Source organism: Clostridium sp. chh4-2, from assembly GCF_002899675.1.
Lineage (GTDB): Bacteria > Bacillota > Clostridia > Lachnospirales > Lachnospiraceae > CHH4-2.
Map to the genome: position 1 here is coordinate 52,255 of NZ_PKUU01000006.1, position 14,204 is coordinate 66,458.

A 14,204-nucleotide genomic window follows, 5' to 3' on the forward strand; every position below is an offset into this window, starting at 1 on the left:
TACCTCCGCCGGCCGGTGCATTCAGGCAGTGGAAATGACTTTTCAGGCACGTTCTACTATTATTATATGTAAAAAGCCGCCACTTGTTAAAGTGACGGCTCCAGCTTGACAGCCTTAAAGATGCAATTAGCAGTTAGATCTGTTCTGGCTGTTGTTTTTGCTGCTGTTCTGGCTGTTGTTCTTGTTGCTGTTCTGGCTGTTGTTCTGGCTGCCGTTCTGGCTGCTGTTCTGGCTGTTATTCTGATTGTTGTTCTGGTTGTTGTTCTGGCTGTTGTTCTGGCTGCTGTTTCTTGAGCTAGAGTTGTCCATATCACTATAATTTCTGTTTGCCATCGTTACATACCTCCTGGTTTCATATCGATTTATTTTTGTTACATGAGTATTATGCCTATTAATTTTAAAAATATTCGTAATTGTTCAGTATCCTCACAATTACAAGCAAAAATCCATGCGAAATCGCCTGCGGCGATGGGATTTTTGCCTGCTTTTCCAAGTTTTATTACGGTCAGCGCAGTAAATGCGCAGACCTACTGAACAGTTAAAAATATTCATCCTAGCTTTTTATTGAAAAATTAAAATATTAGAGATACACTTAATCTATCAGTAACTGCAAACCTCATTTATGAAAAAGGAGATCCTTAATGCGTCCTCTAGGTCCCGGCGTAGAAAAAAATTCACAGTTATATCTGTATACACCTTGTCTTCAGGCAAAAAAGGCTTATTTTTATACTTTTTGCGCAGGGCATTATTACTGTAACGGACAATATCATATCAGCCGCAATAATTACGACAGCTTTCTGATCATTTATGTAAAAAAAGGACAGGGATACCTGGAAATCGACGGTATCACCTATCCATTTAAAGAGGGACATTGTGTGTTTGTCAACTGTTACGACCCTCACGCTTATTATACCCTGACCGGCATGGAAATTTTATGGCTGCATTTTGACGGAAGCACTTCCTGCCCTTATTCCGAGATTATTCTGGAAAGCTGCGGCAATGTGATCTCTCTCAAAGACCCGCTCCATTTTGAAGACGTCATTAAAAAAATCTTTCTGTCATTTCAGGAAAAAAATGTTAACGAACCCCTTATTTCCAAATACATCCTCCAGCTTCTGACCGACCTGCTGCTCAGCGCCGACAGCAGCTACGCTGCGCAAAAACATACGGCCACAATCGATGATATCCTATTCTACATCAATGAGAATATTGATAATCCACTCAGTTTAAACGCCCTGTCGGAACGGGCCCATATGAGCCCTTATCATTTTACCAGAATTTTCAAGCACGAAACCGGGTATTCCCCTTACGACTACATTCTTCAGGTTCGGATCAATACGGCCATGCATTATTTAAAATCCACCGACTGTACGGTGAAAGAGATCTGTTTTAACTGTGGTTTCAACAGTGAAAGCAGTTTTTGCACCGCATTTAAAAAACATATGGGAGTTACCCCCAGCGAATACAGAAACGGCATCTGGCAGCATTCACCCTTTCCATAACCGGCCGATACATTCTCTTACAATTTGAACCGCACGGGCCACTTTCTCCCGGTTGCCGTTCAGCGTATACACATCGCGGAATGAAAATTCCACCTTGCAGCCTTCTGCAAGAATCAAGGTTTTTTCAATGTACCGCCGGAATTCTTCTTCATTCAGCTCTTTTCCGACCCCCAGAAATTCCGCGCTGGGTTTTCTGTGGTAGATAACAGAAGTTCCCCTCAGCCGCTCCCCCATAACCGCTTCATCACACCATGGGGAAATGGATGCTTTCCTCAGGCTTTCAGGCATCCGGTCCAGGCATCCGTCCCAAACCGGATGTATGGGTTCACAGCAGCCATAAGTGCATAACCCAAATCGTTTGGCCGCATTCAGATAATAACTGCCGAAAAACTCTTTAAATGTCTCCGGGGATATGGAAACCGTCTCCTGAGAATTCAAATGTCCCCAGATATCCTTTGTAGTAACCCTCTTTCCCTCCAACGCCTTCCAGTCAGGAAGCTGGGACGTGTATCCCACGGTTCCCATCTTAACCAGCGCATTTTCATTATTGGATCTGAGAAATCCCTGCTGTTCCAGATAATCGAAATATTTCTGGTATTCCTCATCCACCTTCTTAATCAGCAGATTCAGTTCCTCGGGATAATCATAAAATGCATAAAGCATTTCTTCCATTCCAAGCAGTTCCATCACCGTTTTGGACAGATAATATCCAAGCGGCGGCCCCTGTACCCTTAACGGCAGAATATCTCCGAACAGCTCCTGGGCCAATTCTGTTTCCCGTTCAAACGCTTCCTTATGAAAATGGTATTTTGACGGCCCCAGCTCAAATACCTGATGTTCCAGGTCCGTAATGGAAGGTTCTACGGAAAATGCCACCTGATTCGTCTTCTCTTTTTCAGAACGATGTTTCACCTGCTCTATTGAAAATGGGAAAAAATCAATTTCAGGCGACACGGCATAATAATCCGAAACAACCCGGTCATCCCTTGTATATTCATATCCGCAGATCGTCGATAAAAGCTTTTTCTCTATTCCTCTGGCCGCCTCATCTTCACAGACAAGTTCAGGAATCAAATCCTGGATAAAGGTTCTCACCTCTACCGTGACAAGCGGTTTTTCCCCCTTCGCATCATTATGCAGAGTCCACATCCGCTCCCTTTCCTTCATACAGGGCAGAGCCGCGATCTCTCTCTGACGGTTTGCAAGCTCCCTCATGTACTCCCTTTCATAATTTGAAACTATCATATTTATGTCCTTCTCTCCGTTAAATTACCGATCCCTTTCCTTTCGTCACTGCCATAAACAGAATCAGGGATGCCACTGTAGTCAGTGTGAGAATAGAGGAAAGCGCCGCAGCCGTTCCGTAGCTGTTTCTCACCACTTCGGTATAGATGGCCACCGATATGGTTGAGGTCTTCCCCGCGTAAAGCATTATGCTTGAAGACAGTTCATTCACACACGTGATCCAGCTTAAAATAGCCCCCGACAGGACTCCCGGCAGCATCAAAGGCGCCGTAATCTTAAAAAATGTTTTCATCGGGGACACCCCCAAATTCACAGATGCTTCCTCTACAGACGGGTCCATCTGATGCAGGAACGCGCTTCCCGACCGGACCGTATACGGCAGTTTCCGCACCACATAGGAGATTACCATGATGGCCGCCGTCCCCGTAAGCAGCAAAGGCTTCTTATTAAATGCCACAACCAGACTGATACCCAGCACAGACCCGGGAATAACGAAAGGAAACATGATAAGCCAGTCCAGAATCTTAGCAATCTTCCCTCTCTTTCGCACAGTGAGATAAGAAATCAGCATTCCGCCCAACACAATCAATACAATCGCGGCCACCGCAAATGAATATGTATTTCTGATATTCAGGCCAAGCCTGTTAATCACCATCTTATAGCTGTTTATGCCGAACCCTTCCACGAAACGCGGCCCGTTCGTATTGACAAAAGAAGTGATCAGCACAACAATCTGCGGCATAATGGCGATTGCGGTTACGATAATAACCGGAACGGAGACTAAGAAACGTTTGACGCCTCTGAGTTCAACCTCTTTCGGGGGGCGCAGCGCCGTCATCACATAATTTTTTCTGGAAATCAACAGCTTTTGTATTAACAGAATCCCCGTCGAACAACATACCACAATCACGCTGAGCGCGCTGGCAAGGTTGGCATTGCCGCCCATTTCGCTGATATATTCGTTATAAATCAGCACCGGCAAAACCGTAAATCCTTCGCCGATCAGCATAGGCGTACCAAAATCCGCTAATGATGTCATAAAAACCATAACGATTCCGGCAGCGATAGACGGCAGAACCACAGGAAGTGTGATTGTCATCAGTCTGCGCATCTTGCTGGCCCCCAGATTCTCCGCCGCTTCTTCCAGAGAACTATCAATGCTGTTCATAGCCCCCGCCGTATATAAATAGACGTACGGAAACAGCTTAAACGTAAATACAAGAATAATTCCCAGTTTCCCATAGATCGTCGGCACCGTAATGCCGATCTTCGACAGCAGCCCTGTGACAAAACCGGACCGGCCAAACATCATAATCCAGGAATAAGCGCCGATAAATGGCGGGGACATGAGAGACATCACAATCAATACATAGATGATTTTCTTTCCCCACACATTGTAGCGTGTCATCAGATAGGCCAGCGGCACGCCGATTACCGTGGTTGTTATGGTGGTTGCCACACAGCAGTACATACTGTTTTTCAATGTGTTGTAATAGTATTTCTTTGTAAAAAAGGTGACAAAATTCTGCAGTGTAATTCCATCCGTTTTCGATGAAAACAAACTTCTGAAAATCAATGAAGAAAATGGGAAGATCAGAAACACGCCTAAAAATGCCAATATCACAATATTACAGATCATCCAGAAATCCAGTTTAACCCCATTCCTTTTCAGCACGTAATCACCTCTTCCGTAACCGGGTCGTATGCCATCATCCGCTTTTTTTCAAACTGTACAAATACCTTCTGTCCCACGTTTTTCCTTTTCTCATCCTCCGCCAGATACTCATTCAGCCTGATCTCGCTTCCGCTTTCCAACCGAATCTCATATTCAATATAATCGCCGAGAAACACAGAAAATGTGATCTCGCCCGGAATCCCCTCGTCCGCCAGGCGGACATGCTCCGGCCGGACAGACAGAATTACTTCTCCCTGATAATCCCGTTTGCAGGCCGCCCGGTATTCTCTGCCCTCTGTGCGGATCGTTCCTGTTCCGCCGACAGCGGACAAGGTTCCTTTGATAAAGTTCGTCGTCCCGATAAATCCCGCCACAAATACATTGGCCGGATGCCCGTAAATCTCCTCCGGAGTTCCGATCTGCATAATATTGCCGTTTTTCATTACGGCGATCCGGTCCGAAATCGCAAGCGCTTCCTCCTGGTCATGGGTTACATAGATCGTGGTAATGCCCAGACGGTTCTGAAGCCTTTTTATCACAGTCCTCATCTGAACCCGCAGCTTTGCATCCAGATTGGATAAGGGTTCGTCCATGAGCAGCACTCCGGGTTCAATGACAAATGCCCGGGCTAAAGCCACCCTCTGCTGCTGTCCTCCTGACAGCTCATTGGGCTTCCGGTCCGCAAGCGGCTCAATCTGAACCTGTTTCAACGCTTCTCTCACCTTCTCATCGATCTGGCTTTTAGGCATATGCTTTGCCTTCAGCCCATACGCAACATTTTCCCGTACAGTCATATGAGGGAAAATAGCATAATTCTGGAATACCAGCCCAATATCTCTTTTATGCGCTTCTACCTTATTAATAAGGCGGTCTTTTATATAGATTTCCCCTTCTTCAATTGTATTAAAACCTGCAATCATCCTCAGAAGCGTTGTTTTCCCGCACCCGGACGGGCCTAACAGCGTGAAAAACTCACCTTTTTCTATATCGATGCTGATATTATTTACCGCCACAAAATCCTTGTACCGTTTTACAGTATTTCTTATACTGACATCTCCGCTCATATGCATTTCTCCAGTTAGTTATTTACAATGATTTCCTGCCACCGCTCTAATATTTCCGCCTTATTGTTGCCTGCCCATTCAAAATCGTAATCCACTAATGGTATTTCCTCCAGATCGCACAAGGTTCCCGGCGCTGAAACATCTCCTCTTGCAGGGCGTCTGTTAAACTGATCCGCCTGAAGCTGCTGGGCTTCTTTACTGAGAATGAAGTCCACAAACATCTTCGCTCCTTCCGGATTAGGACAGCCTTTTACAATGGCGATGGCGTCCGGCACTGCCGATGTTCCTTCCTTTGGATATACATAACCGATATTCTCCGCTCCGGCATCCAAATACTCCTGAACCGATTTTTCCTGAGTAAGGCCGATGGCGTATTCTCCATCCGCAACCAGTTTATAGGAATTGGATGAGCTTCCCTGTACCTTGCCGTCCAGATTCTGATACAGTTTCTCCACAAATTCCCATCCCTTATCATCGTCCTTGCCAAATGCAGTCACCATCGTGCACAGCAATGTATAGGCAGATCCTGATTTTCCAGGGTCCGCATAAGAGATCATTCCTTTCAGCTTAGGATTCAGCAAATCTTCCCAGCTGTCAGGCACTTCCACTCCAAGCTGATCTAAAATATCCTTGTTATACATGATAACAACCGGAACCGGCGATTCTCCTACCCAGAAATCATTGGAATCTTTGATTGAATCCGGAATTACACTATCTTCCGCAGATACAAACGGTTCAAAATAAGACGCATAAGACTGCATGGACTCAGCTCCGCCTCCCCAAACAACGTCACACAATGGATTCTCCGCCTCTGATTCCACCCGTTTCAGCAGTTCCCCGGTGCCCGCTGCCACAACGTTAACCGGTATCCCGGTCGCTTGGGTAAATGCATTGACTCCGCCTTCCAGCGGCTCAGCCGGTGCGGGAGAATACACCGTGATCTCACCTATCGCAGAATCCGCCTTTTTCTCCTCACTGCTTTGTTCCTCTTTTTTTAAATCTTGCTCCGTTTCTTTAGCCGTCTGCACTTCCGTTCCCGCTGTCGTCTTCGCCGTATCACTGTTTGATGCGCATCCCAATAAACTGCCCGTAACCCAAACTGCCGCCAATAAAGCCCCTAATACACTACTCTTTTTCATGTCCTTCCTCCTTAACACAAATAGTTTTACAACAATGTCTAAAATCCCCGGGGATTTCTTAATTCTATTATAATAATTTTTCCATGGTGCCACATTCATAATTCTTGCTCAATCATTCAAAAATCTTGCCATATGATCAAAGCCCTCCGGCATGGAAGCGCCAAACGCTGCCGCCCGCGGGTCCGCAGGTCTTTTCTGCCTAAACAGTCTGATTACCCGTGAACCATAACCGGGCGGCAGAGATCCCCGGAGCCGTGAATAGCAGCGTTACCTCTACAGATACCTATACGGAAACTCAAGTTTTATTTGCTTTTTCAAATACACTATATTATAATTATATTGGAAGAAATCTGGTTTCCCTTAAAACCGTTTCTTCAACCTTATTAATTATTTATACTCCCCTCAAGGAAACGCCGGTAGCTCCCCTACTTGGCGTTTTCTTCCTTTTATTGGTTATGGAAAAATTTGCACTGCTCAAAAACAAAATGGATACAAAAAAGCCAGGAATCCTCTTCTAAAGAATTCCCGGCTTCTGTATGTCCTTACGCCAATACCATATTTAATTATGACACTTTCCATTCATGGAACACCCGCTGCATCCGCATCCACAGCCACTCTTTCCGGCTTTTTTATCTTTTATCTTCTTTATTACAACAGCAGCTAATGCAGCGGCGATCAATATACCTATAATCCAGTCAATCATCACAAATCCCTCTCTTTCTATCACGTTAACTGCATTATACTCCCATTCTGTTTCAATGTCAATAATTTTGATATTGATTATCATTATACAAATAGTTATTCATTCAAATTCCTGACACTCTCCCGGATGATCAGCTTATTATCCAGATAAATTCTCCGGTTATCAATAATCCCCTCTTCCAAACGCCTCAGCAAAACCCTGGTTCCTTCTTTGGCGATTTCCCCCATGTTCCGTTCCACAGTGGTCAGCTTCATGCTGGCGTAACCTGACAGATCCCAGTTATCAAATCCAACCAGCGAAATATCGTCCGGCACTTTAAGCCCCATCTCCACGATCGCCTCTCTTGCTCCGAATGCCATCTCGTCATTAAAACTTAAAATAGCGGTCAGATCCTGCTCCAAAAGCCGTTTAGCCGCCTGATATCCGCTGGCATACCGGTAAGTGCCGTGTTCTACCGGAATACTTTCCGGATCGAGCCCATGTTTTTCCATGGACGCCCTCCAGCCCCTGTGGCGGAGTCTTGTGGAATCCAGATTGGAATTTCCTTCAATAATTCCTATTTTTCTATGGCCGTTCTCAATCAGATAATCCATGGCCTTTTCCATAGCCTTAGCTTCATCTGTAGTCACGTTTGGCACGTCTAAGAATACCGCACGGCAGATGGCCACCATGGGAATCCCTTTGTTAAGCACCTCTTCCATAAACTCCAAATCTTCATTTCTCTGAGACAACACAATAATCCCGTCAAAATAGGTAGGATTAAGAGTCCCGGGTTCATACATGTCGATACCCTTTACCACAACATTATATTTACTTCCAACCACACTGTATACTCCCGTCAAAACATCATGAAGAACAAAGGGAGATGTCATCTTACTGATCGTAGAAAAATAAAGTCCTATTACATAAGAGCGGGACATCTTCAGGTTAATCGCCGCCTGATTCGGCACATATCCCATATCCTGCGCTATTTTTAAAATTCTTCTTTTCTTATCCGACTTATCCGCCTTTGGATCATTCAATGCCCTGGATACCGTGGAGTAGGAAACTCCGGCCTGTTTAGCCACATCTTTAATTGTCACTGCCATATTCTACACCCTCTTTAGCAAGAATTTTCCCTATCATGGTTAGTATAACATTCTATTCCCCTTTTTGCAAAGAATGGACTGATGCAAATCTTTATTTAGTTAACTAAGATACGCCGGAAAGAAGGGGGAACCTGGGCGGGCGGCGGAAATCATAAGGAATAGGGGATTCGAGTTTCGACCCTAAGAGGTACTAAGGCCGCCAGAAACGGAAAAAGGCAGAGCGGCGCCCATTCGCTGTGAACTCCTGATGACTTCACTGCTCAAGGGGCGCCTCAAATACTGATTCGGTATTCAGTATTTGTCTGCCTTTTTCCGCTTCTGCCGACCAAGTACCTCTAAGGGTCTGCAAACGATCCCCTATTCCTTATGATTTCCGCCGCCCGCCCAGGTTCCCCCTTCTTTCCGGCTGTTGCTTGGCTAGCTGAGGATAAAAAAGATTTGGTGGATGGGGTAGTTTTTTACATCAACCGTGAAGTCTTTTTCAGAAATGCCTTCATCATTTAATGTAAAGGGCGAGGTCATTTTGCGAAATGCCTTGACGTTTAAAGTAAAACCTGAAGTCATTTCTGAAAATCCCTTCACGATCTATGTAAATGCGGTTCTATACAACTACCTAAGCACATCAATTGTTTTTAACCAGGCCAGCGAAAACCAGCCCGGAATCGGGAGGCGGAGCCGGGAGACGAAGGTCGGAGGGGCCGTCCGGGACGGGGAAGGAAGATGCAGCCACATGGGATCGTATGGAACCCCTTTAGAACTACTTAGACCCGCAAGGGCAGAACGAGGCAGGTAGAACCTGATTTCGGTGTCAGGTTCTAAAGCGCCACTGAGCAGCGAAGTCATCAAGAGTTCACTGCGAATGGCGCTGGCCTGCCTCGTTCTGTCCTTGCGGGTCTTAGTAGTTCTTAGGGGCGAATCCCGAATCCCATGTGGCTGCATCTTCCTTCCCCGTCCCGGACGGCCCCTCTGACCTTCGTCCCCCGGTTCCGCCTCCCGATTCCGGGCGTACCCCTTCGCCAACTCCGTTAAATAACAATTTTATGCAAATTAACCTTTTACGCCGCCGGCGGCAATGCCGTCGATAAACTGATCCTGAGCTGCCAGGAAAACGATTAAGGATGGGATGATTGAAATTAATGACATTGCAAGTACCCTGTTCCACTCGAAACCGGTATCAGCATCCATGGACAGCTTAACGAAGATGGAAGCCGGATAACGTGCCGGTGAGTTAACATAAAGCAATGGTCCCATGAAGTCGTTGGAAGACCACATGAACTGGAACAATGCGCAGGATACGATGGATGGCTTCAGCATTGGAACAATCACATACCAAAGCGTTTTTATAGATCCGCATCCGTCGATTCTGGCTGCTTCTTCCAGCTCTTTCGGAATATTTCTCAGGAACTGGATCAGCATGAATACAAAATAAGTATCGGTTGCAAATAAAGTTGGCACGATAAGCGCCAGGTAAACAGGAGAATCAACCCAACCGAATTTATTGAACATAATAAACTGAGGAACGTTCAATACTACCTGAGGAAGGAACAGGGTTGACATCAGCACTGCGAATAAGAAGCCTTTTCCCTTGAACTGGAATCTGGCAAATCCGTATGCTGTAATCGTTGCTGAAATAATGGTAAAAATTACTTTTGGTAAAACGATGGAATATGTATTGATCATCGCTTTAATGATGTCGATATCTCCGCCATAGCTCTTCATCGCATTCTTATAGCCGCTGAGAGTAGGATTCTTCGGAATAAATCCGATTCCGCTGAAGATCTCGTTGTTTGTCTTAAATGTAGCTCCAACCATCCAGATCAGAGGATAAATCATAATAAGGCCTACGGCAATCAACACAAAATAGCGAAAGAATGTATTGATTTTTCTCTTTGTCTCTCTAGTCATTACCTCTACCTCCCATCCTCATCTGAATAATAAACCCATTTCTTCTGGCTGATAAATGCGATAACCGTAAATGTCATAACGATCAGGAACAGCAGCCAAGCCTGTGCGCTGGCCATACCCATCTCGTAGCTCTTAAATGCGTTGTTGTAAATAAGCAGGGAAATCAGCGTTGTAGAGCTTCTCGGTCCGCCCTGCGTAATGATGTAAGGTCCGTTGAATTCCTGGAATGCCTGGCATAACTGAGTAACCAGGTTGTAGAAAATAACCGGTGTGATTAACGGAACCGTGATGCTGAAAAACTGTCTCCATTTACCCGCTCCATCGATGGAAGCTGCTTCATAGAGGTCATTGGACACGCCTTTTAATGCGGCCAGGAAGATAACCATGGCTGAACCGAACTGCCAAACCCTGAGCAGGCAGATAACGAACAGAGCATGGGACGGGCTTGCCAGCCAGTTAGGTCCCTGTACTCCGATATAGCTCAGTAAAATGTTGATAATACCTTCATCTTTAAATACCGCTTTCCACAGCACCGCGATGGCAATGGAACCGCCCAGAATGGATGGAATATAGTAAGCAGTACGGAAAAGATTCACACCTTTTAACTTGAAATTCAGAATATAGGCAATGAACAGAGCAAAAACCAGTTTCAGCGGCACAGTCATAAAGGCGTACTTCATCGTAACCACAAAAGCTTTCACAATTTTCTTAGTATGTATAATCTCGTCGTAGTTCATCAGGCCATATTTTGAAATTCCGTCAAACAAATGATAGTCAGTAAAACTGTAAAAAAGTGATGATCCAAACGGATATACCTTAAAAATAAGAAATCCGATCAGCCATGGCAGGATAAAGAAAAAGCCGGCATTTTCCTGAATGGTCTTTTTTAAACCTTTACGGTTTGCTGGCTGGTTCATAGCTGCTGGTTGCTTCATACCTATACCTCCTCTTTCTAATGCGGCAGAAACCTTTAAAAGTCTCCGCCGCGGTTCAAATAATTATTTATGCAGTACTTTGTTAATACCTTCAATCAATACGTCTGCTGCTTCATCTGATTCATAATCGCCGTAGCTTAAACCGGCCATTACCTCCCAGTAAACACCTTCGTTTGTAGCTTTTAATGCGCTTGCCTCGAATTTAGGATCAAGCGGGAATGATACATATGCAAGAACTTTTTCATTGGCTTCTGCAACTACTTCGTTCAATAAACCTTTATCTTTGCAAATCTGTAATCCTGCTGCTGAACATGGGATACCTCTTTCAGAACCAACCGGTTCAACGCCTTCTGCTTCATTTAAAAGGAAGTTGATTAAAGCTGCACATTCTGCCGGATATTTTGTGTTTTCAGAGATACCAAAGCACATGGATACTTTTGCGAATCCGCCTTTGTATTCGCCCATATCTGCAAATTCTTCACCAACTACGAATTCCTGGCCTTCATTTAAAGCGCCCATCTGTTTGGTTGCTGCGGAATCCCACTCGAAGATACCTGCATATCTTCCTTCCATCCACTTAGGATTCTTATCAAAGGAAGCTGCTCCGTCGCCTGCGATGGTTGCAATAGACGGAATTACATGTTCGTCTTCCAGGGACTGAATGAAATCAAGACCTTCCTGGATTTCCTCTTTGCTGTACTGTAATTCGTTGTTCTCAACCCATGGTTTTCCGTACTTGGATTCCAGATAGTATACCATGAAAATGGTTCTGTCATATTCGTTCATTGCAAGCGGATAATAATCATCGCCTAATTTCTCTTTAAATACTTTACCTGCTTCGATCAGTTCAGCCAGTGTGGTCGGTGTTGCAAGACCGGCCTGGTCGTATGTAGTCTTGTTCCAGTAGAAGATTCTTCCTGTCATGGAGATCGGAACGCCCTGAAGTTTATCAGCTACGGTACACTGTGCTAAATAATCAGAAGAAAACTGTGTCAAATCCAGAATATCGGATACTTTATTCAGATCATAGAAAGCGCTTCCGTCAGAGCTGAAAGAGGTGATCCAGTTCCAGTTGATCTGGTTAACGTCCGGTGCAGTTCCTGTTGCAAACTGAGAAGACATCTTATCTTCCCAGCCGTCCCATGCTGCATAAGAAGATTTAACTGTAATGTTCGGATATTTTTCCATGAATGCTTCAACTGCTTTTAAAGTAGCTTCATGTCTTGCATCTCCGCCCCACCAGCTGAAGGTGATCTCAATCGGATCTGTGGTGTTAACGGTCAGCCCTTCTGCTGCTGCCGGCTCTGCGGTTGTCTCCGCCGCTGTTTCTGTTTTCTCTGCTTCTGTGGACTGTGCCGCAGGAGCTTCCTCTTTCTTAGCTCCGCCGCCGCATGCTGCCAAGCTTGCTGTCATGGCCGCTGCCATAACTAATGATAATGCTTTCTTCCAATTCTTTCTCATAAGACATTCTCCCTTTCTTATAATGTTGCATTTTTTTAATTTTGCAAAGGTTTGCAGTTTCTTCTTTAAAATTATGCATCTCCGCTATTATCCTCGGGCAAAACCCCTGATTTGTAAAGCAAACATGCACTTTCTTGTTCATGTTTTTACTATATCACTGATCACCCCATGTGTCAATTGTATATTTCGTATAGCTTTATAATATTTTTTTATGGAAAATGCCTAATTTACTTTTATTTTAAATATGTTATCATTAAAGAAATGCAAACGTTTGTAAGTTTTCATTTTCTATCATAATAAAAGGAGAATCATTACATGGAAATACTGGACCGCTACATTCATCAGCTGTTAGAAAAAAGCACTCCGGAAGCTCCTATCTGGTATAAGGAAGAGATCGGAACAGACGGACATTCCGGTTGGAATTATATGGATGGCTGTATGATTAAAGCTATTTTGGAGCTTTACCATATAACCCAGAACAGCCTCTATCTGGAATTTGCTGATCATTTCATCGATCACTTTGTGAGAGAAGACGGTTCTATCGTTTCTTACGATCCAAAAGAACACAACCTTGACAATGTTAATGCCGGAAAAACATTATTTGACTTATATAAATTAACAGGCAAAGAAAAGTACCGTAAGGGTATGGATACTGTGTACAGTCAGTTGAAAGAACAGCCCCGCACTTCCACCGGAAACTTCTGGCATAAGGAGATCTATCCAAACCAGATCTGGCTGGACGGCCTTTATATGGCCCAGCCGTTCTATATGCAGTACGAGGTTGAATATAACGGCTGCAAAAACTGTATGGACATCATTTCCCAGTTCAGGAATGTACATAAGCTGATGCGGGACTCCAGAAACGGTCTTTACTATCATGCATATGATGATTCCCGCAGCATGTTCTGGTGCGATAAGGTGACCGGCTTATCCGATAACTTCTGGCTCAGAGCCTTAGGCTGGTTCGCCATGGCCCTGATCGACACCATGGAGATCATGCCGAAAACCATGATTGCTGAAAAAGAAGAACTGAATCAGATTTACCGTGACTTAATCGACTCCATGCTCCCTTACCAGGATGAAGAAACCGGAATGTGGTATCAGGTCGTAAACCGGGGGGGCATAGCTCCTAACTATCTGGAAACTTCCGGTTCTGCAATCTTTGCTTATGCCATTATGAAAAGTGTACGTTTGGGATATCTGCCGGAAAGCTACCGTGCATTTGGTGAAAAAGCCTTTTACGGCACCTGTGAAAAATATCTGTCTGAAGAAAACGGGGAGCTGCAGTTAGATGGTATCTGTCTCGTTGCCGGTCTCGGCAATGTAGAGCACAGAGAAGGAACCTTTGACTACTATATGAGAGAACCTGTTGTTAAGAATGAGGCCAAAGGCGTGGCTCCGCTGATTCTGGCTTATATAGAAACGATGATGATAAAGTAAATGAATTAATGATCGGTATCAGGCCGGCTAAGGGAACAGTTTGTTTC

The 14,204-nt window shown here is 44.7% G+C and carries 14 protein-coding genes; 3 read left to right on the forward strand and 11 right to left on the reverse strand.

Annotated elements, in window-relative coordinates; genetic code table 11:
- Window positions 1-126 precede the first annotated feature (126 nt).
- Window positions 127-333, reverse strand: a complete 207-nt coding sequence (locus C0033_RS07950; protein WP_103227333.1) for a hypothetical protein — start codon at window positions 331-333, stop codon at window positions 127-129.
- A gap of 308 nt (window positions 334-641) precedes the next feature.
- Here C0033_RS07950 and C0033_RS07955 point away from each other — a divergent pair, with 308 nt between their 5' ends.
- A complete protein-coding gene (locus tag C0033_RS07955) occupies window positions 642-1,502 on the forward strand; it encodes an AraC family transcriptional regulator (protein WP_103227334.1) in 861 nt (286 codons plus the stop codon).
- Here the strand turns inward: C0033_RS07955 and C0033_RS07960 are convergent.
- The 4 genes from C0033_RS07960 to C0033_RS07975 are packed head-to-tail and all read right to left on the reverse strand — an operon-like array spanning window position 1,488 to window position 6,625.
- Window positions 1,488-2,747, reverse strand: coding sequence for a hypothetical protein (locus tag C0033_RS07960; RefSeq protein ID WP_103227335.1), 1,260 nt, complete (start codon window positions 2,745-2,747; stop codon window positions 1,488-1,490). The genes C0033_RS07955 and C0033_RS07960 overlap by 15 nt on opposite strands.
- Before the next feature lie 19 nt (window positions 2,748-2,766).
- The gene (locus tag C0033_RS07965) at window positions 2,767-4,422 is read right to left on the reverse strand and encodes an iron ABC transporter permease (protein ID WP_242984446.1); all 1,656 of its coding nucleotides are present in this window, start codon (window positions 4,420-4,422) and stop codon (window positions 2,767-2,769) included.
- Window positions 4,416-5,486 carry an ABC transporter ATP-binding protein gene (locus C0033_RS07970; protein ID WP_103227336.1) on the reverse strand — a complete coding sequence of 357 codons (1,071 nt, stop codon included), beginning with the start codon at window positions 5,484-5,486 and terminating at the stop codon, window positions 4,416-4,418. The genes C0033_RS07965 and C0033_RS07970 overlap by 7 nt, the downstream gene beginning before the upstream one ends.
- A 14-nt stretch (window positions 5,487-5,500) precedes the next feature.
- A complete protein-coding gene (locus C0033_RS07975) occupies window positions 5,501-6,625 on the reverse strand; it encodes an ABC transporter substrate-binding protein (RefSeq protein ID WP_103227337.1) in 1,125 nt (374 codons plus the stop codon).
- Between the two features lie 218 nt (window positions 6,626-6,843).
- Between C0033_RS07975 and C0033_RS26945 the strand changes: the two genes are divergently transcribed.
- Window positions 6,844-7,143: a hypothetical protein gene (locus C0033_RS26945; RefSeq protein WP_103227338.1), complete on the forward strand. Its 300-nt coding sequence runs from the start codon at window positions 6,844-6,846 to the stop codon at window positions 7,141-7,143.
- Between the two features lie 41 nt (window positions 7,144-7,184).
- On the opposite strand, the gene C0033_RS27770 is transcribed toward C0033_RS26945, so the two are convergent.
- The 6 genes from C0033_RS27770 to C0033_RS08005 all read right to left on the reverse strand — a co-directional run bounded on the left by C0033_RS27770 (window position 7,185) and on the right by C0033_RS08005 (window position 12,717).
- Window positions 7,185-7,412, reverse strand: coding sequence for a FeoB-associated Cys-rich membrane protein (locus C0033_RS27770; protein ID WP_347501061.1), 228 nt, complete (start codon window positions 7,410-7,412; stop codon window positions 7,185-7,187).
- An 11-nt stretch (window positions 7,413-7,423) separates the two neighbouring features.
- On the reverse strand, window positions 7,424-8,416 hold the full coding sequence (locus C0033_RS07990) for a LacI family DNA-binding transcriptional regulator (protein WP_103227339.1): 993 nt from the start codon (window positions 8,414-8,416) through the stop codon (window positions 7,424-7,426).
- Window positions 8,417-9,311: 895 nt separating this feature from the next.
- Entirely contained in the window at window positions 9,312-9,452 is a 141-nt protein-coding gene (locus C0033_RS26950) for a hypothetical protein (RefSeq protein WP_180994625.1), read from the reverse strand.
- Window positions 9,453-9,463: 11 nt separating this feature from the next.
- Entirely contained in the window at window positions 9,464-10,321 is an 858-nt protein-coding gene (locus C0033_RS07995; protein ID WP_103227340.1) for a carbohydrate ABC transporter permease, read from the reverse strand.
- Window positions 10,322-10,326: 5 nt separating this feature from the next.
- Entirely contained in the window at window positions 10,327-11,256 is a 930-nt protein-coding gene (locus C0033_RS08000; RefSeq protein ID WP_103227341.1) for a sugar ABC transporter permease, read from the reverse strand.
- 63 nt (window positions 11,257-11,319) lie between these two features.
- Window positions 11,320-12,717, reverse strand: a complete 1,398-nt coding sequence (locus tag C0033_RS08005) for an extracellular solute-binding protein (RefSeq protein WP_103227342.1) — start codon at window positions 12,715-12,717, stop codon at window positions 11,320-11,322.
- Window positions 12,718-13,032: 315 nt separating this feature from the next.
- Between C0033_RS08005 and C0033_RS08010 the strand changes: the two genes are divergently transcribed.
- A complete protein-coding gene (locus C0033_RS08010) occupies window positions 13,033-14,157 on the forward strand; it encodes a glycoside hydrolase family 88 protein (protein ID WP_103227343.1) in 1,125 nt (374 codons plus the stop codon).
- The last annotated feature ends 47 nt before the right edge of the window (window positions 14,158-14,204 follow it).